We start from the raw sequence: 21,226 nt of genomic DNA on the forward strand, positions 1-21,226 counted from the left end.
TGTCTGAGTCACTCCAAGGCTGGTGGGGAATCATGGACTGCGACAACGTCATCAGCAAACTCCTCGACTGCAAGTGACGGTTCGGAGTGTTCAGTTGGTCCAACGGGCTCGAACTTGCAGAGAACCAAGTTGTAGGAGATGGACGCTTGGACAATCCTCCAGTAATATGGCCCGCTTTCGTCCCTGTCAGGATCAATTTCGACAATATCACCGAGGTCGAACTCGACGGGTTGTTCATAGGAGCTGCCTGCGAGTTCCGCCTGTCTCCCTTCTACGTCGGGAAGCGGGTCATGCAGAGTTTCAGCGAGAATATACCAGTCATCAACAAGCCGTCGCTGTCGAACGCCTTCTCGCAACTCTCCATCAAGTTCTACGTCGTAGACTGGTCTTGGGGTGATTGGAGATTGGTCCCAGAGTGGTGTCAGCCACGCCTCGTATCGGTCACGAATACGGCAGTGTCCGTTCTGCGTGTCAAATTCGTCCCCAGCGACAAACAGAAACTCTTCATACGGACTCTGTGTATCTCGACCGAAACGCCCGTCAACTTTGTCACCTTCTTCAATCGCCCCCGGGAGATACGACCAGCCAGCAAATTCGGGGTGATGGTACTCAACAAACGGCGCTGAAAGATAGTCGTTTGGCGTCCCAAACACATCGCTCAGACGAGTGAGTGCTTCACGCTCCGAAAGAGAGTCACTTCGACTACCGGCTGCGGACTCAAATGAATCCAACTCCGTCGGAGATGCAGACAAGTCATCAGCTGGCGGATCGCTCCAGTCATCGACCGGAGAATGGAACGAGAACTCACCAATATACAGGCAGTAGTATTCTCTGTTGTCGATTTTGTGAAGGCGAACCTCATCGACGCAGTCTCGCTCAACTAACGATTCGAGAATTGACTGTTTGAACGCATACAGTGCCTTTTTCCGAATACTGTGATGCCGCGCTCGCGCTTTAGCTCCCCCGGAGTAATTATTGCTTGCCGACTCAGCGTACTTCTTCGCTTCAACGTTGATCTGGTATAATGCCTCTAGCTGGTCGAATGAACACTTCGGACAGTGTTCCGAATCAGTTGCATCAGGCATGGCAGATTTTGAACAAGGAACTGAAGACGATCATGTCGAGTTGCCGTTTTGTGGTAGTATATCAGACCGGATGAAAGTTAAAATAACCGAGTTGCGTAATAGCTACGCAACGCTTCTTCTTGTACCAGCCTTTCAGCACGTCGAAGGGACTACACCATCGAGGCGAGTCAAAGGACGACATCCGACGGGCTCAGCAAGATGTTCACAGCCTCAGAAGTGGCCTCGTCGACGCGATCGTGCTACTCGCCATCAGCCTTCCCCGCATACCTCGAGGTCACCTTTCCTCGAAGATCCCGATAGACAGTGTAGCGATACGGACCATGTGGGCAACCATCGCATCCTGGCCCACACGGGAGCTTCCGTTTCTGAAGGTGTCCATATCGAGTTAACTCCTCGTCTGACAGTTCCTTTAGCTGTTCCGTACTCATTTCCTCAAACTCTTCTTTCGCTGCACGCCGCTTTTCGCGGGATAGGTTCTGCGGTGGCTTCTCGACTGCGACCTCACCCGCTCCGACCTTCTCATCCGGAGACACCGGTCGCTCCTTGTGCTCGATGAGTTCATCGCAGTAGTCGATGACTCGCTCTAGATCGTACACGGTCTGTACCTGCAGGGGCTCCCACACGCGCTTTGCTAGCCCTTCCGGGGGTGTAGGCATTGCTTCGCCCCGCTCTTCAGGACTGGCGGGAGCGCTAGCGTCGGGGTCAGGTTCGGGCATGTATTATCCTACGCTACCTTCGTACTAATAATGTAACGTAGGGCCGGATCACCACTCCTCGTTTGTCGTCCCCCGCTTCGGTGGAGGGATTCATTCCGATGAACACTATCACGACCGCACAGCGCATCTCCACCAGCAGCGACATCGACGCCAGTATCGCCGCCACCCGCCGTGTGCACCATCTCACCGCCGTCGCCCGAGACGCTATCGACGATCCCAGATCCCTCGATGGAGACACACTTGCGAAGGCTGTCGTCAAAGTACTCTACGACGCACACCCTCACATCCGATTCGAGGATGCCCTCGAGCTCGCTGTAATCGTCGAGACACCACCTCTCGACTCGTCGACGGTAGAAGCCATTGAATACGTCGTCGCAGACATCTGTTCCCATCTCGACGAGTGGAACCGCTTCGAGCCACCGACACTCCCAGGACAAGCATGAGTGGCGATGAATCGCTCCTCGAACAGCTCCCGCCCGAGAAACTCCTCGATACACGGAACACGCGGGTCATCACGCCCGCGATCGAGATGATGGAAGAGGTCGCGACCGTTGAACTATACCTCGAACACGAGCGGGCGAACCGTGATCGGCCGGGTATCGTCCGCCACTTCACCGAGCAAATTGACGCCATCTACGAGGAAAACGGCGAGATCCCGCCCGGAGAAAAGGACCAGGAACAGGAGTCGGAAGGCGAACACGAAGGAGACAACATGTCCACCGCCGATGCCGAGACGGTCTCACCGATGTCGCCACCGGAAGAGCTGCTTGCGTACATCCACGGCCTCGGGAATGAGTCAGACGACGAGATTGCTTCGTCGCCCGCGCCACCCACGTGGGATGAGCTCTAACTCTCGTTTGTCACCCCCGACATCCCGTGGGGATACGCACATAGAACCGCCCTATCCGGCGATTTCTCCGTATGTTCTTAACCTCATTCTGCCGGCTCTGTTGAAATCCTTAGTGAGTTACAGGTTCAGTCGATAGCTTGAGTAGATGCAGACCCTCCCAAAGTCTCGGTTGCTCCGGTTTGTCGAGGAAGCCTTTCAGTTAGCGCAACGTGCCGTATCTCGATACTCCTCGAAGTTCTCGAAGCAACACTACACGCTCCATCAGCACATCGTTCTCCTGTGTCTCAAAGTTCGAAAGGATACGACGTATCGAACACTTCTCGACGAACTCATCGAGATGCCCCGTATTCGGAACGCGATCAATCTCACTGAACTGCCTGCCCCATCGACACTGTGCAAAGCGTTCGATAGACTTGATATGGCTGTCTGGCGAGTGCTTCTCAATCTCTCTGTATCACTGCTCCCGACCAATGGCGTTGCGGGGATCGATGCTTCGGGATTCGACCGCAGTCACGCTTCCAAACACTACACGAAACGAGCCGAACTCACGATTCAGCAACTCAAAGTAACACTGCTAGTCGATTCCAAAGTGAACGCAATCCTTGATCTACACGTGACGACGACACGAAAACACGATAGCCAGATCGCTCCTTCGTTGATCAAACGCAACCCCGAGACTATCGACATCCTGCTCGGTGACAAAGGCTACGACGACCAGAAGATCAGACGGCTTGCCCGTCAACACGAGATTCGGCCACTAATCAAGCATCGTGAGTTCACATCGCTTCACAAGGCATGGAATACACGCTTAGACGCTGACCTCTACGGCCAACGGAGTCAATCAGAGACAGTTAACTCAACGCTCAAGCGGAAGTACGGCGCGTTCGTCCGTTCACGACGCTGGTGGAAGCAGTTCCGTGAACTCGCACTTGCGTGTATTGTCCACAATCTTGACCAAGCAATCTAACGACCAGTGCAAGTGATAAACCGCACACTGTGAGGCGACGGAGTGTCTGCTCCGAAGCGCTATGATTTCAGTTGAAAGAGCATGAGTTCAAAGTCTGGTGTATCTGGATCATCATGTTGAAGGGGATATGCACCGTCGTTCAGGTCTACACCATTATTATATGCCTGTTGGATGATTTCATCCAGAGATTGACGGAGTTCTTCTTTCGTTGTCGGTCCTTGTCTTCTCATTATTAACCGATTGTCGCACAGGAGGATAATATCTGGGCATTGTGCACCATGGCGGGTTTAATCCGCAGTCTTCAGCGAACGACTGTTGCAGGTAGTTTGAGAGGCCACGTATCACTCTGTATTTCCCCTTTATTCAGTCAATTTCTCATCTCCAAAATCTGGGCCTTTACGTACGATGTTGGCCTCTCTGTCCCATTCGACTAACCCAATGGCCTCTAATTGCTCCAGAGAGTGATCTTTGAGCTGGAGGCGGAGTCGGGCAACGTCCTCATCGGTAGAAACAGGGTCATTACGGTATGCATCTTCTGGAATGTTGTTCTCTGTCATGAGTTGCTATACTTCGGTTCTGAAAACGGATTAACCCCGAAGGTTTTCACACAGATTTGATGTTTGATTATCCGAGTGACAGCCAGCGATCCGCATTCAATATGCATGTGTAGTGTACAGTAGATTCACGGGAACACATGTCTAAAGAAGAGGATTTCAACAGAGCCATTCTGCCCCTATCTTTGCCTAGGTGAACGGTGAGACATGTCGACCGTCGTCACAGCGAAACATCATCAGACGACCTACAACAAAACAGAACTCAACCCCATGAAATACAACCAGGTTGACACCACAGAACCAACCGAAACCGACTCCAAATCCCCTGAAAACTGGCCGTGAAGCAACCATGTCCAGACGTTCTCACTGGCGTCACGCAGCGCGTTCAGACCGGCTACGGCAAATTCTACGTCATTATCAACGAGGACGCCGACGGCCGGCCGTTCGAACTCTTCGCGAATATCGGGAACTCCGGCGGATTCACCGCTTCCTTTACCGAGGCACTCGCGAAGACTGTCTCAACCTGGCTCCGTTCTGGTTTTGATCCCGAGGAGATCGCCAGCGAACTCCGAGGCATTCGCTCACCGAAGGTTGGGTGGGATAAAGGTGACAAGACGCAATCCATCCCGGACGCCATCGGCCTCGCGATGGCGCGCTATCTTGAGGGTGATCCCCACCTCGACTACCCCCATCAGCAGAACCTCGCGGAAGCAGTCGAAGAAGACGCCACAGCCGCACACACTGCCGACGGTGGCACGGTCGCTGATCACGATGCGAACTTGAATACGGGCGCCAACGATAACGATAGTGACCGGGAAGACGATAAGCAGGAAGATGGCACTGCTGAACTCCTCGAAGCCGGCGAATCTCCCGAGTGTCCAGAGTGTGGGTCAATATCCCTGTATTACTCGGAGGGATGCAAAACCTGCCGAGCCTGCGGCTGGTCAGAATGTTCGTAACGTAGTCAAAACAGTTCGTCTCGCTAGTCCCATACCATCTCTGGCGGGTTGCTCGTTGACCGCTTCCTATCCGACGACGGCTTCGCCGCCTTTGCATCCCTCTCGGGTTCACCGAAGAGCCGTCGGATCGGGTGGCGCAGCGCCGCCAGACGTCCGAGGTCTCCCTTTCGGTAATTCACTGCCCACGTCCGCGTGTTTCCCTTCTTGTCGCGTCGAGCGACCACGATTTTCACTGGACAGTATGGCACTTTGGCGATAGAGATCCAGCTCTCACACAACTCCGTCCCTCGGAAACTCAGCGATGCGCCACCGACCCAGTGTGCAACCTGTTGGTCTGCACTCCCCGAGTCAAACCACTCCTTTGTTTCTTCCATGAACGCTTCAAATCTCTCGGGAAACTCGCTCCCGATGTGGACGATCATGTACTCCGAATTGCCCTGCTCGGTATCCTTCTTCCACCACTCGAGAAAGATGTGGTTCGCGGGTGAGCGGAGAACGTTGACCCACGCCCGTTCGCGCCCCTTTCCGTGGAGGGAAATTGCGTCAACCTTCTTCCATCCCTCAGGTGAGACGCCCTTATTGTAGTACCCCCGAAGCGGCGGGATCACTTCGAGGGCGTGGGCCCGCAGGTACTCCATTGGGAACGGAATCTCCATCTTCACCTCAGGCTGTTCCGGCGGGTTCATCAACCGCCGCACGCTCTCTGCGTAGCCGTCGAGACCTTCGACGATTGGGACGGCATCGGGCCACGGTTTCTTCACGCGATGTTCGGCGAACTTCATGTCGTGGCCCTCGAAGTCAGACTGATACGCCCAGAACACCGAATATCCCGCTTCCAGGTAGTCCCACGAGAGCGAGCCGATCTCCTTGTCGTCGTGCTTGTGCTGAATCTCGACGATGAAGCCTTTCCCGAACGGATAGAGTTCCGCAGAAAACGTCGCGACAACATCCGCAACTCGGTCAGTCCCCGGGATGGTATACTCGTGACTGACGGTTGCTGACTCGAAAATCTCGCGGAGTTTCATCGCCGCGATCGTCTTGAATCTAGCGTGGAGGTTTGACTCGCCCGGACACTCTGACCCAGAGTGGTGGACAAAGTGTTTCGAGACGAAGCGTCCATTGTTGTAATGCGATCGGCGGAGGAACAGCGATTCTTCACACAGCGGACAGAGAATGTCGTCGTCGCCGTCGACGTCTAAGGAGAGCACCCGATCACCGTTCGGCCGCATGGCGAGGTATGGCATGAAGGGATTCTTCGCGGGGGTGTTTTCTGGTATCGCTCACGTTCTAATTCGCGCCATGCGGTAAAATAGCACTCGGGGTATCAACCCGACAACCCCCCGAAAACCCGTCCGTTCGCCGCAGTAGGCGACTGTCCTACGTAACTATCCAAACGATATAGCCGAGATTGTAACGTAGGACAAATCACCCCTCCAGCCGAACCGGCTGGTTCTACCCGCCATTTTTGTTTTCCCCCCGGAGCGTAGAGGGGCGACACTAGAGGCACCTGCCAGTCGTGTGTAGCATCTCGACGTGTCGTCGTCCCATGGAGACCGATATCCCGATGGCAACAGCAGCATCCGATTCCAACCCAGTAGAAGAATCGACACCGTCTATTGAGAACGCCGCAATCCGACGTGAGGGCCGGGCACAGACTCAAGAGATGGACGTCTCGTTGCTCCGACAGGGTGGCATCTACGAGGTTCGATCGGCGTCCGGGGGCATCTACGAGGTCGACGTACTCCAACGAACCTGTACGTGCCTCGATGAGCCACCGGAAGGTGGCTGCAAACACTACCGACGCGTTCGTACTGACATTCAAGCCGGCCTCGTCCCCAGACCTGATGGGAAGCTCCCCAATACCACTCAATCAGCGTTAACCGACGAAGAGATTCACGCGATTCGGTCAGCAGAAGCCACTATCCTCAAACAGCATCTTCTCGATGCCCTCCTCGCTCGCGAACTCGAACGCGCCCAGCTCGACCAGGAGATCCATGACCTCGAGTTCCTCGTAGAGGTCCTCCTGGAGGTCAGCATTGCAGAAGGATACGACCTCGACGAGAGTAGGATACTCTTACCAGATCTCTCTTAAATTATGCCAACAGGTTCAAAACTACGACACTTACCGGAGACGTCTGCTGCGTAGTGGCCTGTGCTCCTCCAAAAGCATCGGCCACAGGGGAACACCCTCCAAGAAGTGCCTGAGTGACGAAGCCCACTCTCATTCTAACGGGAGCGAACCTGTCACTCGTCCGCGCAGACGTTCCTGACCGGGTGTCGTAGTCCTGTCGGAGTTGAATATACTGACTCACATGGTATATCCTTTGGCCCAATCGACAGCCGATAGGCTGTTCCAGGGGAGGATCGACGAGACTCAGCTGATGATTGTGGGACTCACGTAAACAGCCTCGGGCCACCGCGCCCGAGGCTTTTCTAATTCCCTCAGTCGTGCGCTAACACTCCCTGCTCGGCAAGCGAGCGGGATGAGGTTGGGCGGCTTACACGCCCCGACCCGGACAGACGCACCAACCGAACCTGCGGTTGGGTTTTGTGAGTCCGGTAATTCGATTCGTCACCGTCGAGCTTCGCCTTCTCGCGCCACGCGATGTTCACTGAGGCATTCCGGTCGGCGTGGTCTTGCGCTACATCACACTCGTTGTTCGTACACCGAAACCGCCGTCCCTGCCGACTGCCACGTTCACCACAGCACGAACACGTCTTCGAGTTGTAGTACGCGTCTACCGTATCCGTAGGAATCTCTCGCCACGTCGCCTTGTACGAGACAAACTTCTCGAACTTGTGGAACGGCAGTTTGTGCAACCGGCGGTTCATATATGTTCCGTACTTGATTTCGTCGCGGATACCGCTCATATCCTCGAACACGATAACCGGATTCGAGAACTGCTCTGCGAGCTCCACGACAGCACGGGAAAGCCGATGCAACACCCACTCGGTGAACCGCTCCTCCTTGTCACCGAGTTTCCGATGAATACTTGTCTTGCCGTGTTCCTGACAGCGTTTCGTGATCGTGTGGTAGCGTTGGCGTTCCTGCTTAACCCATCCGTAGTCGAGGACGAGTGTTCCCTTCGTCCGCATCGTCTCGCGGTCGAAGGCGGTGAGTGCGACGTTGCGCTCGTTGATGTCCACACCGACTACCGTATCGGCGGTATCGGGTTCGGGCACGTCGAACACGCGTGTAACCGTGACGTGTAAGTAATACACGCCATCGCGGTACAGGAGTTCGGCCTGCCCAACATCCACCTCGTCCGACGTGAGGGCGTCTCGCAGTTCGTCCATTGCGTCCGGTTCGCCGCGCAGGTGTCCGTTCACGTTCTTGTAGGGTTTCGGGCTGATGCGGAACTGGACGCGGTTCGTGTCGTCGTCCACGGTGAGGCGGTAGCCTTCCGTGTGCGCCATCACAAGTGGATACGCACCAGATTTGTCCGTACTCGGCGGAGTCGGCTTCCCTCCGTCAGGGTCGTCTTGGTTCTCCCACCAGTCTTTGAGTGATTGGTAGGAGTCCCATGTTTGGAGGGCTTTGCCGACGACCGCGCACTTGTTGTTCCGTAGGAAGTCGTTGCGGTCAACCCCTTTCTGTATCTCGGTGCGATTGTACCCTTGTTGTTTGAGGCGGATGGTTTGGTTGAAGATCTCGCGTGAGGCGAGGCGGGCGTTGTGAAGCCACGATCGTTCACCAGACGCTATGTGGAGGCGCGTCCGGATCGTCTTCGTGGCTTCTTCACCCATGCTTTGACAATCGTTCTAACTCATCATAAATATAGGGATTAGAGATAGAGGAGTACCGCAGTCATGCACATTCGGTTAGTTCCTGTAAGTATCATTTTGTCTGGTGTCACAAGTACCGTCACCCGGTTCTCAACGTGGTTGAAGACGATGTGCGAGAGTTGTTTGGTGAGACTTCCGACCACTTCGGGCACAAAATTCTGGCGTTGGAGATTGCAGACGACCACGTACACCTGTTCGTCTAGTGCGACCCAAAACACAGTCCAGCCGACCTCGCTCGGCAGTTCAAGTCGTACTCGGGTAAGCACTTGCTGGAGCGGTATCCCGAGATTCGGGAGTCGTATTTCTGGGGTGGCGGATTCTGGAAGGTTGGGTACTACGTGGGAACGACAGGTGCGGTGTCGGAGGAAGTGGTTGAGCGGTATATCGAAGAGACGGAACACGCGCCGGAGTGACGCGCCCCACCCCCGCCCACGATGGGGCAGGGAACTCGCGCTGCTTTTCGTTTAGAATTCCTATCGCCACCTCTACAACCCGAGATCTCGATATCGATTCGCGAAGTCTCTAACTCACTGGCCGCCTAGTTGTTTGCGGTATCTACGGTATTAATCATACTAACGTTACTACCACTATTACCAATATGAGTGTTCACACCTATATACCGAACACATAAACAAGTGATATTATTGGCCAGGAGAGAACGCTGAGATTACTCCTCAGTGTCCATACCAAGTTCGCCACGGATGAGATTGGGATTGTCTAAGATGACCCGGAAGCAGGCCATGTAGAAGTCCCAGTTCTTGTTGAGTTCCGTGTCGTGAGATTTCTTCCATTCATACTCGATGTCATCCCAGAGGCCCTCAACGGCGTCGACGACCTCGGGTGAGAGGAATACGTTATTATTTGCATAGACATCAGCAAGCGCTCCCAGCTCCCTATCTGGGTTCGGGTATTCGTGGGTATCAGGTCCTCCAGTCGTGCGTGACTCTTGTTCAACTGCCTGCTGAGCAGCCGATGGATCATCAGAATCCACTTCGGCTATCTCCTCAGTGTCACCCGTGGTATTTTCGGACAACGATTCAGCGCCCGAACTCGAGCTTGGGTCCGAACCGGAGACTCCGAGCTTCTGCGCCCGCTCTGAAACATCGCTCATCTGTGCCTCAAAGTCGTCTTCAGAGGAATCGTCACTCATGCTTCCACCTCTTGGTCGGCCGCCGCAGCGCGAATATCTTCGACGGTCATCGCCTTTGCCGCTTCAACATCCAATCCGAGCGTCGGTGGTGATGTCTGCTTAAGAATCAATTGAAGGAGTTCGTCGTATCGTTCGACTTCGTCGTTCCGGAGCGATTCTGGGTGAGCGTAGATTGACTGCTGGCTCTTTTTGGCCCTCGCGAACGCCGCTCGATGGTCAGTAATAACGCCCTTCTCGTCGAAAGTTTCATTGAACCACTCGACCATTCGCTTGTTCTCGTTGGTCATCTTCGTCGAGTTAACCGTCATCAGGAATGCGAGATACTGAATCTCGAGATCGTGCATCATTCCAAGGACCTCATATTGGTCGAACAACAGATCTGTCGAATGCGGCATCTCCGTCTCCGGCTCCATCGGCACGACGATCTTCTCGCCGGCCGTGACCGCGTTTTTCGCGTATGGTGAGAAATCCGGTGGGCAATCACAGACAACGTAGTGATAGTCGTCTTCAAGTCGTTCTAAGAGTCGCCCCAATCGGTTCTCGCCGGCATCAGCCGAGTCTAGGGGTGTTTTATTTCCATTATAACTCTGGTTGCTGGGGATAAGATCGAACTCTTCGTGATCGGTGTGGATGAGGTCGTTCACATTATCCCAACTTTTCGGATCTAAAAGGATTTCATCTAGTGAGAGCGCGTCCAGGTCTTTGTAGAGGTCTCGCTTCCCAAGGTTTGCGGTGAGAGTGCCCTGTGGGTCAAGGTCGATGGCAAGCACGTTGAAGCCGCGAGCTGCAAGACCGCCCGCAATGTTCAACGAGGTGAATGTCTTGCCAGTGCCACCCTTCTGAAACGAGATGGCGAGTACTTCTGGGTAGGTGTCGGTCATAACTACCCTCAAATTGAATTCATACCGTTATAATTGTTCGTCAGACGATTACCGTTTAGAACGGTACTACCGTTAATAATGCTATTATTGATCTGCTTCTATTCCTCCAATTCGGCATTTTAACCTATGTAGGGCCTATTCTGATGCGACAATAATAACGGTAATACCGATTTTAACAGTATATGCGGTATTACCATTATAACTACTATGGTCAGTAGTACCGTTATCAGCGATATTACCGTTAAAAAGGCTATTGCTGTTAGTACTATTTGTTACACTATTTCCATTATTCACGGTAACTACATTTTGAACATTCAACATGTTAGCACTACTATGACAGACATTAAGATCGCTACCGACTGGGGCACAGTGGATAGATGAGTGCTACCCGTCGGAGTCCTGGTCGGGCACATCTTTCTGGCTAGGTCGCTGATTCTGAAACGCCGTCTCAGCCATCTGAGCGCGTTCACTCGCCTCGATATGTGAGTAGTGCTCGCGAACCACCTCCTCGGAGTTATCTAGGTGTCGTGCAGCCTCCGTGTACCCGAACTCCCGAACCATCACCTCGCCAGCTCCCCGACGAGCGCCGTGCGGCGCCAGATAGCCGTGTTTGTCGTCATCCAACTCGATGTCTGCGTCCTCTGTGAGTCGCTGCAAAATCCGCCGTGCGCTGTGGGTCGTCAACGCCGGAGGGTCGACATCGTACTCGACACAGAGTTCGATCATCGAGACGTCCCCATCGTTCACCCGCTCGCGATGCAGACTTTCAGCCTCTTTGCGCGTATAGTCCCGCTCAACGAGTTCGTCTTTGAACGTCTCGACAAGGGTGGGATACGACAGCGTCGTGAACACGGGCCAGTCGTCACTCGATGGGTTCAGTACTGACCGGAGGCGTTCGAGTGACGGGATCGCAGACGGTGGGACAGCCCTATCGCTCCATTCACCCTTCTTCCCGAGGACGGTGATTGTGTTGTCCTCGAGGGAAACGTCCGACCACCGGAGACCGTCGCGACCGCGCCGGGCGTCGGCGACATCGCCTAGGACTTCCGCGCCGCGGACGCCCGAGAAGCACAGGAGATAGACGAGCGCCCGGTCGCGACACGCTTTGATCGCCTCGTAGCGGTTCTCACCTACTTCGTCGATGGCTTCGTGTGCCTGTTCGTCGACGTACTTCAGGAGTGCCGTTCGCTGCTCGGGTGACCACGCCTGTTGGCGCTCGGTCTTACGTCCGTCGTCTTCTGGAAGTGGCTCTTTCGCCCGTGATTTTAACGCCGGATTCTCGTCGAGATATCCCTCGCGTACTGCCCATCCGCAGAACGCTGAAATGTGGGCGTAATAGTTCTGCTTCGTGCTTTCAGTCCAATCCTGTGTCCCGAGATGGCGAGCGTATTGGCGGATATCCCGGATAGTCAGCTCCTCGAATGTCGTAGGCGAACGCGGGCGCTCATGTTCGAGGAAAGTGAGAAAGCGGTCGAGTTCGCGTTTTGCATCCCTCCTGTACGTCCCGCTCTTTCCTTCCGCTCCTTTGCCCTTGTCCGTGAGGTAATCCTCGACGACGTCCGCGACCTCGACCGGCCGATCATCCTGGCCGTCCGTGTGGCCCTGGCCGTTGCCAGAAGAACTCATCTCACTCACCGCCTCCGTGGAACCGTGCTTCGAGGGCTATCTGGGCGGGAATACCTGGGATGTCGGGTGGAGTCATGGGATTCGCTTTGGTAGACGGCGGCCACCTGCTTGAAAGTACGTACTCTTATCGAACTAAGAGTACCTACTCGAATCTCGAAACTATGACTCGGTAAACGCACGATACAGAGCCACTAACGCAGAAATACCGTGTTTTAGGGATCCAGATTTAGTTAATAAACGGTATGCTGCTATATCGAAAATTTCTGCTTTGGAAGTTGAGACTACAGTGGGTTTAGCGGGGCTGTGATGCGTGGTTTCGGCTGAATCAGTAATCAGTAACGGCTCCAGATCGGCTCTCAATCGTCCTTTCCTGTTGTACTACCAACTATATCGTCGAATTTCAAAGACGTCTAGTAGTGTAGCCACTCAGCAACCGGGCTAACTCAGACCGAGTGCCTCTTTACCCAATTCCGGTTTCCTTCTTCAGCAGCGTGAGTGTATTATCTGCCGTCACGATCGGTGAATGTTCATATTTACCCCTTAATTCGACCTGTACGAGTAGGTCCACTGCTCGCCAAATCGAGTACAGCAGGCAGGCGAACGCGAAATAGAAGAACCGCAACCCGAAATGCTTCGACGTGGTGGCGGCCATAAACCGCTTGATAGACCTGTAGCCACTCTCGATCTCCCACCGGTACCCGTACTCGGTGAGATGTCCGCTCTCCCGATTCGTCATAAACACCGAATACTGTCGATAGTCGTCGTGCTCGGAGCCCTCTTTCCGACGGTAGATTAGCGTCGTCTCGTGCCACTCGTTCTTCCCGAGGTGGAGCTTCCGGTCGGTCTCATACCGGTCTTGATCACGGCGGAGCAACCGCTTTGCCTGCGCTTTCTCGCTGGTCTGCATCCGTTTCGGGACAACGTACGACAGCCCACGCCGGCTGATCATCTCTAGGACATGCTGGCTGTCGAATTCTCGATCCATCAGCACGTTATCGACATACACCATCTCCTCGGCAGAGTCCAAGAGGTCCTCGACGATTTCTAGACGGGACTCACCTTTCCGGACTGGCCGTGCGTCTAGAACGATCGGTACTGCATTGCCGACTAACTGGACCGTGGCCCACTGGTAGGCGTACTCGTCAGTCTGCTCCTTCGTGCCGATGATTTCGTCCTCGTGGCCTGTTCTATCACCCGTGAACGGACCGGCTTCGGTAATGTCGATGGCGACAATTCCTGCCCGGAAGAACTCCTCTGTCTCGGCGACTCTGTTCAGGAGTCTATGGATGGCTTGCCGGTACATCTCCCGTACCTGTTCAATCGAGAGATCACGAAGCTGCTTTCGGTGGCCGTGACCCAACGGCGTCCGATCTCGAGTTGATTCGTAGACGAAACTGCGAGCCCCTTCGTTAGCAGCCAGCCTCTCACGGAGCCCGAGATAGGTTTGCAAGCCCCAGTAGGCATTTTCGTGGATCTCACAGCCGTCGCCACGATCCAATGAGAACTCCGGGAAGACGACGCGGCTGACATGGTCCGTGATCGTCTCCGCCCGCTCCAAGACGCGTTGCTCGTCCGGTGTCGAATCCTCGTCGTCGCTGGTCCGATAACAGAGCTTCCGCTCAGGGTCGCGTGGGACCGAGACACCGGCATTCTGGGCTTTGATGAGGATCGTCCGAGCAGTTGTCTCCACCGTCCCGCGAAGGTCTGCGGTGAACCGTTTGTTCCAACTGCGCCACAGCGTCGACTGATCTGGAACCATCTCCAGATTCAGTCGTTCGCATACTTCTGGAGAGCTACCGAGGTATTCGACAAGGGCCGTTTCGTGGGCCCAGCCGTGGAGTTCTTTCAACACGAACACGCGAAAGAGCGTCTCCATTTCGTATCGTGTGGAATCCGCATAGCGATCGTGGGCGTCGAAAATGAAGTAGGCCAACGGGAGCGAGCAGACAAATTGCTCGACCGAATCGTGGGACTCGTGTCCGAACCACGTTTCCGAGACGGTACGAACGTCTGATTCCAGTCCATCGAGCGAGGCTCGGTCGTACAACGGTGTGGACTCGTACACCGGCCAGTCAACGTACGATCGGAATGCAATCCGTCGAAAGACATCTCGGCGAGATTCACAACTCGAAGTCACTACGAGATGTTGGATTCGATACGCTCAAGAACGCATCCACATCCGAGGGAACCCGAAAAAGAACGATATGGGTGTTCGTTCGCTGATAATATTCGAGAATTGGATCAACGATTTTCCACCCGTCTGACCGAGGCCGACGACGCCGAGTTTCATTTGGGACCACCCTACCTACCCGGTAGCATCTTGTAAAGACGGGTCCCCGGTTTCGGGTAGTGAAGCGGTGTCACCTCTTGGTCGTTCTTTTTATCTGTCGATATCTCGTGACTGTGATCCCCTCCAAGTGGCCCAGCTCCGACTCAGTGGTCAGATGTCTGATCATCGTCCCACGATTTACGCACCGTTGCAGGTAATCGATTGATACAATTGTGGCAATATCGATAGCTGATTGGATTCCGTGCGCCACAGTGACGGCAGATAACGACCCAGTCCTCTGCCTTTGAATAGCCATCCTCTGATGTGCTGGATTTGAACGCAATCGCTAGCCGAGACTGTCTACGACGCTGGAGACGGGGCCGGATGAAACCATACCAGAAGATGAGCATCACACCACCAGCAACAAGTACGGCTTTGATATCGAAGGAAACCTCGAATATCGATATCCAGCGACGGATACCACGAAGAAGCTCGACTAGTATCCCCTCTCGAAGAGGACTGTTCGGTATGACATCCTGCACTGGCAACCTAATACCCAAATCGTTCTCCGCGTGTATCACCATTGAGCACGGTTTCGGAACGCGAATCCCAGAGACTAATTAACAAGGGACAGGCACAAACGGACAGTCGGGTATCACGATACCCCAACAGTCGGTGGAAAACAGATCATAGGGACGGTTCAATTCGTCGCGCCCACCCCCTCGTCTGTAGCTCCCTTCCCCCACCCCTACCCCTTCCACTATTGAACCCGATCTTATCGGGAAAGATTGATACGACAACCGTAGTAACAACTGGATACGAACGGTGACGGGACGTCTTCGGACCGTGAAGCCAACCCCACAACCGTACATACGCAAGAAATCAACAGAGGTGGTATGGACTGTGAGCAAAGAATGGGAGCCAGAGAACGTGTTCGACGTGCTCGGGAGCGAGATTGCTCGGCAAATTCTTGCGTTAGCCAGCCTCCGGCCCCTGTCAGCAAACAAACTGGCCGAACACTGTGATGTCTCGGAGCCAACGATCTATCGACGGATTCACGCGCTCCAAGAATACGATATGCTGGACGAGCAGATGGAAATCGACGATGACGGCCACCACTACAAGCGGTTCAGAACGAATCTCAAGGAGGCACGGTTCCGGGTTGAGGACGGGCAGTTCGGTATCGATATCCAGCTCAAGAAAGACTATACTGACAAATTCACGGACTTCTGGAACGATCTGGAGAAGGGGGCAGAAGACGTTTCGAACGATGCGAACCCAGACTCTCGTCACCGTGATAGTTCGTCGTCTGATCTCAGTGGTGGGTAAAAATGGCTGAGCCGCCGGAGTTCTGGAGTTTCCTCGTAGCCAATTCACTCTTGTTCATCGCCGGAGGGGCCTTGACGGCGCTCAGCTATCGAGCCTACATTCGCGTCCAGGAAAGCAGCCTCCGTCTCGCATCAGGAGGCTTCGCACTCATCACGTTCGGTGGACTCCTCGACATCATTTATCAACTCGGTATTCGGCGGGACTACAATCTTGCCGCCCGTGAATCGCTCGCGCTTCAAACGATCGATAGCCTGCTCATTACCGCGGGACTCGTCGTTATCTTCTATGCGCTTTCTCGATACTGACTGTATATTACGAAAGCGGTCGAACGCGACGTTTCGAACCTAGTCGGTCATAATCCGCGGGGTTAGTCAGTCGCCCTAGGTGATGATGAGTTCGATGTTCGGTCATCTTCGTTTGGGGCCTCCTGTTGTGGGGCTTCTCCAAACCCGCAACTGATAATGCGGATGAGGGCATCCTCAGTGGATTCGTCGAGTTCCCTGACGTCCTCTCGCGCAAGTTCAACGACAAATCCTGTTGTGATATTCGGTGCCGTCGGAATGAATACTACAACACGGCCATCTGACGCACGATTCCCCGTCTTGAATCCGGTCATATACATCCCGGGCCACGTTTCTACCCGCACCGGCGTGCGTAGGTGGTCAGTCCCGTCAATAACCGTCTCAATCGGCTCTGTTGAAATCCTCTTCTTTAGACATATTCTCGCCTGAATTAGCCGGTCAATGAGAGCTGCGGTCTTTCCGGGGTTGTTGGAGCTATTTTGATGGCCGAAGTGTTCAGGCAGGTATCGCGGTGTGTGGTGAGTATACGGAGGTTCAAGTGGCCGTGGGTTATGGTGTCAGATAATGAACCGACGGCGGCTTCTCACAACGATTGGCGTCAGCGGGACAGCAAGTCTTACTGGCTGTATCGGTAGGCTGACGGGGAACGGAGAAGAGGAAAATGACCCTACGCTAGAGGAGTTCCAGTACTTCTTCGTCGATGAAACCGGAACACTTGGCGAACCGGCTGAAGGACAACAACCGCCGGAAGACGCAGAGGACTGGCAGATCGTAAAAAATACTTTAGAGGAATCCGACTGGCAGGAAAAACAGGAAAACGACGTCGAAAGAGCAAGAGGATATCTTGCAGGGGAAGCAACTGATGTAACAGGAAGCGGTCCTGATGGCGGAGAAGTCTTCGAGGGAACAGTCGAAGAAATCGTACAGAGAACTCAGGAAATGTATGAAAACCCTGAGGAAGAATTTGATCCCTCATCTGGAACTGAAGGTCATATACTTGAAGAGATGCAACAGGAAGACGACCCTGTCGCATTCACAAGAGCACTGATCCACGCTACAGATACAGTAACAGACGTTACCTCAAGTGGAGGAAAAGATTTCTTGGCACCAAACTTGGCTGAGTATGCGATGGAAGAACTTGGACTGGATTTCCCTGAATACGAACTTTCCACCATGATATCCACAGAACCAACAGGACTAGAAGATCAGATGATTGAAGGCTCCATGAGAGAAACAGAGGGAGGCCAGACAATCGGAACTACTGGAATGAGACACCTCTTAAGCCTTCTAACTTACGAAAATGAAGACGGCGAACTTCAGAACAAGTACGTGGAAAACATCAAAGCACACCCCACAAGTACATTCCGTTCGATGTTGAGAGATCCCGAAGACAGTGCCTACAGAGAACCAATCGAAGGAGGACGTTTCAAGATACACGAAAACACCCAGGGAGCACCAATGTGGCCAGAACACTACGCAACCGCCTTCGAACAGGAAAAACTAGAGAACATGAGGGAAATGGGTCTTGACATAGATAACCCTGGAGAGCAGTTTACGATGGCTGCATTGGCCATGGTAGATGATGGATTAAACGACATATCTAAACTCCCTAACGAGGGATACCAGATAACAGTCTCTGATGAAATAAAGGAACAGGCAGAAGATTTTGCATTGAACCCGACGAAAGATAAGAAGGAAAAAATTGAGAACTTTGGGAAGATGGCCTACAGCGTACTGGAAAAAGAGATTGGAGAAGATTTCAAAAACGATCCTATCTACGGAGCCGACAATCCGATCCGGATAGAAGGATCACTTGAAACTCCGGAGTTCTACCACGAACCAAGAGAGAAATACGTAAGCGAACAATAAATGGAAGTAGCGCGTTCTCGTAGTCTGTCGGTCTTCGCTAACTGAGTTACCTGTATTGACCGTTCAGAGTGATCGGTCTATATTATGAATGAGACAGGCGATGGTGAGTTCCCGAAACTGTTTCCACCAGCGTCGTGACCGGACAAACGAACCAAACTTCCGCTTGAGCGTAGAGTTAACTGTCTCGGATTGACTCCGCTGGCCGTAAAGATCAGCATCTAAGCGCGCGTTCCATGCCTTATGGAGCGATGTGAACTCACGATGCTTGATCAGTGGACGAACCTTGTGTTGACGGGCAAGTCGTCTGATTTTCTGGTCGTCGTAGCCTTTGTCACCGAGTAGAACATCAATATTCTCGGGGTTGCGCTTGATCAATGACGGGGCGATCTGGCTATCGTGTTTTCGTGTCGTCGTTACGTGGAGGTCGAGGATTGCGTTCACTTTCGTATCGACCAGCAGCGTCATTTTGAGCTGCTGAATCGTGAGTTCAGCTCGTTTCGTGTAGTGTTTCGAAGCGTGACTGCGGTCAAACCCTGACGCATCAACTCCAACAACTCCGCTCGTCGGAAGTAGCGTCGTTGAGAGAGTCAATATAACACGCCAGACAGCCATATCAAGTCGATTGAACGCCTTACAGAGCGTTGATGGTGCGGGAAGTTCAGCTAATCCGAGGACGCGACGAATGCGTGGCATCTCGATCAATTCGTCAAGTAGACCACGATAGGTCGTGTTTTTCCGAACTTTGAGACAGAGCAGAACAACGTGCTGCGGGAGTGTATAACGACGTTTGGAAAATTTCGAGGAGTATCGAGAGACCGCTCGGCGTGCCAGATGGATCGCCTTCTCAGTAAAACGGAGAATTTGCGACTTCGGAAGGGGTTTCATCTCGTGGAATTACAGGGCGAACCTGTAACTCTTTGAGGATTTCAACAGAGCCAGAAGTTACTATATGGCTTATTTATCGAGAAGAGATACTTTAGCAGAGCCCTGGTGAAGAGGCGTTAGAATCCCAAGCCAAACAACACGAACATAATGCCGGTCAGGCCGGTCGCAGTGGCGTAAATGACCGTCCGTATCTCCTGTTTCTTTTTGGCACCTGTTGAGTCGCGCTCCAACTCACGTACAGAGACCCACGGTCGAGCTCGGCTCATAGGGTCGCTGACGGTATAGACGGCGAAAGCGATTAAGAAGACGCCGAGGCCGACCACGACGAGCTTCATAGCCGCGGATACGACATAGTTATAATAAATGTCTTGTGTGGAAGTCCCACAGTGCCACGTAATACGCTTCGAGAATCACTCGATTTGCAATCAGAGTCTTATGGCTATTCGTCTGTAAGATCGTGAAACAAATACCGTGGCAACCCTTCTATGACACCCTGTATAGTGGTTATTCGTATTCAGGTTGTTCAGCTGTGTTCGCGCTTTCGTTGATATTTGTCACGGAGAAATTTGGAGAAGTGTTTAGCGAAAATGTTCAGTTGTTCTTCTGTGTAGTCGATCTGAACCTTTGGTGGTATAGTTTTTAGCACCTCTTCGGCGGCATATGCAGCATCTGATCTGAGATTTCGTTCCTCAATACTAAGATAACTCAAGGGGGTAATGAGCACGCTTGCATCGTCTACATCGGCAGATTCTAGCTCAATTGGGGTGTATACGCTTTCCGGGCCCTTCGGAGAGTTCGAGTACAGCCGCATTCTGGTTCCGTTAGTTAGCACGCCGTAATTTGCAGAGATCTCATTCATATAGTCAAACAGTTGCGATTGGTACTTGATGAGCGATTTATCGGGTGATTTGAACTCATACACGACCGTTTGTGAATCCCGGTAGTTGTCAGATTTCCCGCTCGTAACGAAATCGACCTTCTTCTGGCTTGGCAGGGTAAATTCACTTCGCAGGTGATTCCCAACGTGTTCAAACCCAAGTGATTGAAAGAATCCCTGATTCAAAAATATCAATTCAACCTCACGCTCCGAGTGCTCTCTCTTAATTCGTGAACCAATATCATTCAAAGTGTGAGCGAGCACATCTATTTGTTCAACTTCTGATTCGGTCATAGTTACTTACTCCGGGAATTGATGATTCTCGTCGATGTCGGTGATGTTGAGTGTAGAAGCATCTGTCTCGATTAGAGCACTTACTTGATCGTATTCTTGATCTGGCCGGGCAGCGTTGAGAATTCGTAATTCAATCCACGCCGGAGTCATCTCCGGGGTCGTCTCAACCGTCTGTTGTGACGGTTGACCACCGACGTGCACAACTGGTTCAAATTTCAGACTTGTATTGTCGCTAATCGGTCTAAACCGAGCTGTGACCCGCTTTGTCCCCGCAGGAAATGGAAGCATCTCGTGGATTGTCCGTTCATCGCCGCCATCGTATAGACACAGCAGGTGAATACGTTGCTGACGCTCTCCAAACTCCCGTCTGAGATGTACTTCAAGCCACCCATCCGAAAACTGCACAGCGTCAATATACGGGGTGCCGTCAACCGCAGGCCCCATCTGCGTTCGTGTACCTGATCGCTTCATCGCTATCCTTCCCTGAATATCACGGAATCGGTTGTAGTGACTGTTCGTTGATTACGGGTTCGCTGTGTCTCTTGGGGGGAATTACGCTGTCCCGGCGTTGATGGAGTCACGACATAGTCGCCTTCGAGGTTGTACTCGCTATGCCACACGCGATCAGTGTTGCCAGCCGTTCGGACTGGGTCATCAAACTCAATCTGTAGTCGGTAGTCGTAGTCTCCAGCAGGGAGTGGCGGGATCGAGTATTCCCACTTATAGCTGTACTGGTCGTCAAAATTCTGTTCAATCCTGGTCCACCCCTGATGGAAATCGGTCACCTCTGTGCCATCAAGGGTAAATGTATACGAAGCCGTACTGCG

Annotated in this window: 23 protein-coding genes and 2 pseudogenes; 9 read left to right on the plus strand and 16 right to left on the minus strand. The window is 53.2% G+C overall.

From position 1 onward, the window contains the following. Window positions 1–8: 8 nt before the first annotated feature. Both NO360_RS18120 and NO360_RS18125 read right to left on the minus strand, forming a co-directional pair. Window positions 9–1,085, minus strand: a complete 1,077-nt coding sequence (locus NO360_RS18120; RefSeq protein WP_127341295.1) for a hypothetical protein — start codon at window positions 1,083–1,085, stop codon at window positions 9–11. A gap of 239 nt (window positions 1,086–1,324) precedes the next feature. Further along, window positions 1,325–1,801 carry a DUF6788 family protein gene (locus NO360_RS18125; RefSeq protein ID WP_256309244.1) on the minus strand — a complete coding sequence of 159 codons (477 nt, stop codon included), beginning with the start codon at window positions 1,799–1,801 and terminating at the stop codon, window positions 1,325–1,327. Window positions 1,802–1,899: 98 nt separating this feature from the next. Between NO360_RS18125 and NO360_RS18130 the strand changes: the two genes are divergently transcribed. The 3 genes from NO360_RS18130 (at window position 1,900) to NO360_RS18140 (ending at window position 3,618) form a co-directional block, all read left to right on the plus strand. Continuing rightward, window positions 1,900–2,244, plus strand: a complete 345-nt coding sequence (locus NO360_RS18130; protein WP_112077666.1) for a hypothetical protein — start codon at window positions 1,900–1,902, stop codon at window positions 2,242–2,244. Further along, window positions 2,241–2,651 (plus strand): DUF8129 domain-containing protein, encoded by a 411-nt coding sequence (locus NO360_RS18135; protein WP_256309245.1) that lies wholly within the window; start codon window positions 2,241–2,243, stop codon window positions 2,649–2,651. The genes NO360_RS18130 and NO360_RS18135 overlap by 4 nt, the downstream gene beginning before the upstream one ends. A 145-nt stretch (window positions 2,652–2,796) precedes the next feature. Then, entirely contained in the window at window positions 2,797–3,618 is an 822-nt protein-coding gene (locus tag NO360_RS18140; RefSeq protein WP_256309246.1) for an IS5 family transposase, read from the plus strand. 59 nt (window positions 3,619–3,677) lie between these two features. Here NO360_RS18140 and NO360_RS18145 read toward each other — a convergent pair whose 3' ends face one another. After that, window positions 3,678–3,848 carry a hypothetical protein gene (locus NO360_RS18145; RefSeq protein ID WP_256309248.1) on the minus strand — a complete coding sequence of 57 codons (171 nt, stop codon included), beginning with the start codon at window positions 3,846–3,848 and terminating at the stop codon, window positions 3,678–3,680. A gap of 129 nt (window positions 3,849–3,977) precedes the next feature. Then, window positions 3,978–4,175, minus strand: a complete 198-nt coding sequence (locus NO360_RS18150) for a hypothetical protein (protein WP_256309249.1) — start codon at window positions 4,173–4,175, stop codon at window positions 3,978–3,980. A 338-nt stretch (window positions 4,176–4,513) separates the two neighbouring features. Here NO360_RS18150 and NO360_RS18155 point away from each other — a divergent pair. Then, window positions 4,514–5,131, plus strand: a pseudogene (locus NO360_RS18155) (TSCPD domain-containing protein); the annotation flags it as partial. 23 nt (window positions 5,132–5,154) lie between these two features. Here the strand turns inward: NO360_RS18155 and NO360_RS18160 are convergent. Continuing rightward, window positions 5,155–6,375, minus strand: coding sequence for a hypothetical protein (locus NO360_RS18160; protein ID WP_256309250.1), 1,221 nt, complete (start codon window positions 6,373–6,375; stop codon window positions 5,155–5,157). Window positions 6,376–6,677: 302 nt separating this feature from the next. On the opposite strand from NO360_RS18160, the gene NO360_RS18165 reads away from it, so the two are divergent. Continuing rightward, window positions 6,678–7,223: a hypothetical protein gene (locus NO360_RS18165; RefSeq protein WP_256309251.1), complete on the plus strand. Its 546-nt coding sequence runs from the start codon at window positions 6,678–6,680 to the stop codon at window positions 7,221–7,223. Between the two features lie 350 nt (window positions 7,224–7,573). Here the strand turns inward: NO360_RS18165 and NO360_RS18170 are convergent, their stop codons facing one another. Then, complete coding sequence (locus NO360_RS18170) at window positions 7,574–8,878, minus strand: transposase (protein WP_256309252.1); 1,305 nt, start codon at window positions 8,876–8,878, stop codon at window positions 7,574–7,576. Between the two features lie 44 nt (window positions 8,879–8,922). Here NO360_RS18170 and tnpA point away from each other — a divergent pair. Next, a pseudogene (tnpA, locus tag NO360_RS18175) lies at window positions 8,923–9,330 on the plus strand (IS200/IS605 family transposase). A 254-nt stretch (window positions 9,331–9,584) separates the two neighbouring features. On the opposite strand, the gene NO360_RS18180 reads toward tnpA, so the two are convergent. The 5 genes from NO360_RS18180 to NO360_RS19150 all read right to left on the minus strand — a co-directional run bounded on the left by NO360_RS18180 (window position 9,585) and on the right by NO360_RS19150 (window position 15,427). Continuing rightward, entirely contained in the window at window positions 9,585–10,067 is a 483-nt protein-coding gene (locus NO360_RS18180; protein WP_256309253.1) for a hypothetical protein, read from the minus strand. Then, on the minus strand, window positions 10,064–10,948 hold the full coding sequence (locus tag NO360_RS18185) for a ParA family protein (RefSeq protein ID WP_112077660.1): 885 nt from the start codon (window positions 10,946–10,948) through the stop codon (window positions 10,064–10,066). Before NO360_RS18185 ends, NO360_RS18180 begins: the two co-directional genes overlap by 4 nt. Window positions 10,949–11,332: 384 nt before the next feature. Continuing rightward, window positions 11,333–12,574 carry a tyrosine-type recombinase/integrase gene (locus tag NO360_RS18190; RefSeq protein WP_251331585.1) on the minus strand — a complete coding sequence of 414 codons (1,242 nt, stop codon included), beginning with the start codon at window positions 12,572–12,574 and terminating at the stop codon, window positions 11,333–11,335. 460 nt (window positions 12,575–13,034) lie between these two features. Further along, complete coding sequence (locus NO360_RS18195; protein ID WP_345780224.1) at window positions 13,035–14,711, minus strand: transposase; 1,677 nt, start codon at window positions 14,709–14,711, stop codon at window positions 13,035–13,037. A 296-nt stretch (window positions 14,712–15,007) separates the two neighbouring features. Continuing rightward, entirely contained in the window at window positions 15,008–15,427 is a 420-nt protein-coding gene (locus tag NO360_RS19150; RefSeq protein WP_425601431.1) for a DUF7577 domain-containing protein, read from the minus strand. A gap of 319 nt (window positions 15,428–15,746) precedes the next feature. On the opposite strand from NO360_RS19150, the gene NO360_RS18200 reads away from it, so the two are divergent. Continuing rightward, entirely contained in the window at window positions 15,747–16,172 is a 426-nt protein-coding gene (locus NO360_RS18200; RefSeq protein WP_256309254.1) for a helix-turn-helix domain-containing protein, read from the plus strand. Between the two features lie 2 nt (window positions 16,173–16,174). After that, complete coding sequence (locus NO360_RS18205; RefSeq protein WP_256309255.1) at window positions 16,175–16,477, plus strand: DUF7521 family protein; 303 nt, start codon at window positions 16,175–16,177, stop codon at window positions 16,475–16,477. Window positions 16,478–16,539: 62 nt separating this feature from the next. On the opposite strand, the gene NO360_RS18210 is transcribed toward NO360_RS18205, so the two are convergent. Then, window positions 16,540–16,977, minus strand: a complete 438-nt coding sequence (locus tag NO360_RS18210; protein WP_305149302.1) for a DUF502 domain-containing protein — start codon at window positions 16,975–16,977, stop codon at window positions 16,540–16,542. Window positions 16,978–17,038: 61 nt separating this feature from the next. On the opposite strand from NO360_RS18210, the gene NO360_RS18215 reads away from it, so the two are divergent. Further along, complete coding sequence (locus NO360_RS18215; protein ID WP_256309256.1) at window positions 17,039–18,343, plus strand: hypothetical protein; 1,305 nt, start codon at window positions 17,039–17,041, stop codon at window positions 18,341–18,343. 63 nt (window positions 18,344–18,406) lie between these two features. Here NO360_RS18215 and NO360_RS18220 read toward each other — a convergent pair whose 3' ends face one another. The 4 genes from NO360_RS18220 to NO360_RS18235 all read right to left on the minus strand — a co-directional run bounded on the left by NO360_RS18220 (window position 18,407) and on the right by NO360_RS18235 (window position 20,870). After that, on the minus strand, window positions 18,407–19,228 hold the full coding sequence (locus tag NO360_RS18220; RefSeq protein WP_256309258.1) for an IS5 family transposase: 822 nt from the start codon (window positions 19,226–19,228) through the stop codon (window positions 18,407–18,409). A 116-nt stretch (window positions 19,229–19,344) separates the two neighbouring features. Beyond that, on the minus strand, window positions 19,345–19,563 hold the full coding sequence (locus NO360_RS18225) for a hypothetical protein (protein ID WP_256309259.1): 219 nt from the start codon (window positions 19,561–19,563) through the stop codon (window positions 19,345–19,347). A gap of 188 nt (window positions 19,564–19,751) precedes the next feature. Then, on the minus strand, window positions 19,752–20,399 hold the full coding sequence (locus tag NO360_RS18230) for a type I restriction enzyme HsdR N-terminal domain-containing protein (protein WP_256309260.1): 648 nt from the start codon (window positions 20,397–20,399) through the stop codon (window positions 19,752–19,754). Between the two features lie 6 nt (window positions 20,400–20,405). Beyond that, window positions 20,406–20,870, minus strand: a complete 465-nt coding sequence (locus NO360_RS18235; RefSeq protein WP_256309261.1) for a hypothetical protein — start codon at window positions 20,868–20,870, stop codon at window positions 20,406–20,408. Between the last annotated feature and the right edge of the window lie 356 nt (window positions 20,871–21,226).

The sequence above is a fragment of the Halobellus litoreus genome (assembly GCF_024464595.1).
In the GTDB taxonomy this organism is placed as follows: Archaea; Halobacteriota; Halobacteria; order Halobacteriales; family Haloferacaceae; genus Haloquadratum; species Haloquadratum litoreum.

What these genes read in the sequence shown, in the direction of transcription:
- NO360_RS18120 (WP_127341295.1), bottom strand. Translation starts at nt 1,085, where the DNA reads ATGCCTGATGCAACTGATTCGGAACACTGTCCGAAGTGTTCATTCGAC.
- NO360_RS18125 (WP_256309244.1), bottom strand. Translation starts at nt 1,801, where the DNA reads ATGCCCGAACCTGACCCCGACGCTAGCGCTCCCGCCAGTCCTGAAGAG.
- NO360_RS18130 (WP_112077666.1), top strand. Translation starts at nt 1,900, where the DNA reads ATGAACACTATCACGACCGCACAGCGCATCTCCACCAGCAGCGACATC.
- NO360_RS18135 (WP_256309245.1), top strand. Translation starts at nt 2,241, where the DNA reads ATGAGTGGCGATGAATCGCTCCTCGAACAGCTCCCGCCCGAGAAACTC.
- NO360_RS18140 (WP_256309246.1), top strand. Translation starts at nt 2,797, where the DNA reads ATGCAGACCCTCCCAAAGTCTCGGTTGCTCCGGTTTGTCGAGGAAGCC.
- NO360_RS18145 (WP_256309248.1), bottom strand. Translation starts at nt 3,848, where the DNA reads ATGAGAAGACAAGGACCGACAACGAAAGAAGAACTCCGTCAATCTCTG.
- NO360_RS18150 (WP_256309249.1), bottom strand. Translation starts at nt 4,175, where the DNA reads ATGACAGAGAACAACATTCCAGAAGATGCATACCGTAATGACCCTGTT.
- NO360_RS18160 (WP_256309250.1), bottom strand. Translation starts at nt 6,375, where the DNA reads ATGCCATACCTCGCCATGCGGCCGAACGGTGATCGGGTGCTCTCCTTA.
- NO360_RS18165 (WP_256309251.1), top strand. Translation starts at nt 6,678, where the DNA reads ATGGAGACCGATATCCCGATGGCAACAGCAGCATCCGATTCCAACCCA.
- NO360_RS18170 (WP_256309252.1), bottom strand. Translation starts at nt 8,878, where the DNA reads ATGGGTGAAGAAGCCACGAAGACGATCCGGACGCGCCTCCACATAGCG.
- NO360_RS18180 (WP_256309253.1), bottom strand. Translation starts at nt 10,067, where the DNA reads ATGAGTGACGATTCCTCTGAAGACGACTTTGAGGCACAGATGAGCGAT.
- NO360_RS18185 (WP_112077660.1), bottom strand. Translation starts at nt 10,948, where the DNA reads ATGACCGACACCTACCCAGAAGTACTCGCCATCTCGTTTCAGAAGGGT.
- NO360_RS18190 (WP_251331585.1), bottom strand. Translation starts at nt 12,574, where the DNA reads ATGAGTTCTTCTGGCAACGGCCAGGGCCACACGGACGGCCAGGATGAT.
- NO360_RS19150 (WP_425601431.1), bottom strand. Translation starts at nt 15,427, where the DNA reads ATGGTGATACACGCGGAGAACGATTTGGGTATTAGGTTGCCAGTGCAG.
- NO360_RS18205 (WP_256309255.1), top strand. Translation starts at nt 16,175, where the DNA reads ATGGCTGAGCCGCCGGAGTTCTGGAGTTTCCTCGTAGCCAATTCACTC.
- NO360_RS18215 (WP_256309256.1), top strand. Translation starts at nt 17,039, where the DNA reads ATGAACCGACGGCGGCTTCTCACAACGATTGGCGTCAGCGGGACAGCA.
- NO360_RS18220 (WP_256309258.1), bottom strand. Translation starts at nt 19,228, where the DNA reads ATGAAACCCCTTCCGAAGTCGCAAATTCTCCGTTTTACTGAGAAGGCG.
- NO360_RS18225 (WP_256309259.1), bottom strand. Translation starts at nt 19,563, where the DNA reads ATGAAGCTCGTCGTGGTCGGCCTCGGCGTCTTCTTAATCGCTTTCGCC.
- NO360_RS18230 (WP_256309260.1), bottom strand. Translation starts at nt 20,399, where the DNA reads ATGACCGAATCAGAAGTTGAACAAATAGATGTGCTCGCTCACACTTTG.
- NO360_RS18235 (WP_256309261.1), bottom strand. Translation starts at nt 20,870, where the DNA reads ATGAAGCGATCAGGTACACGAACGCAGATGGGGCCTGCGGTTGACGGC.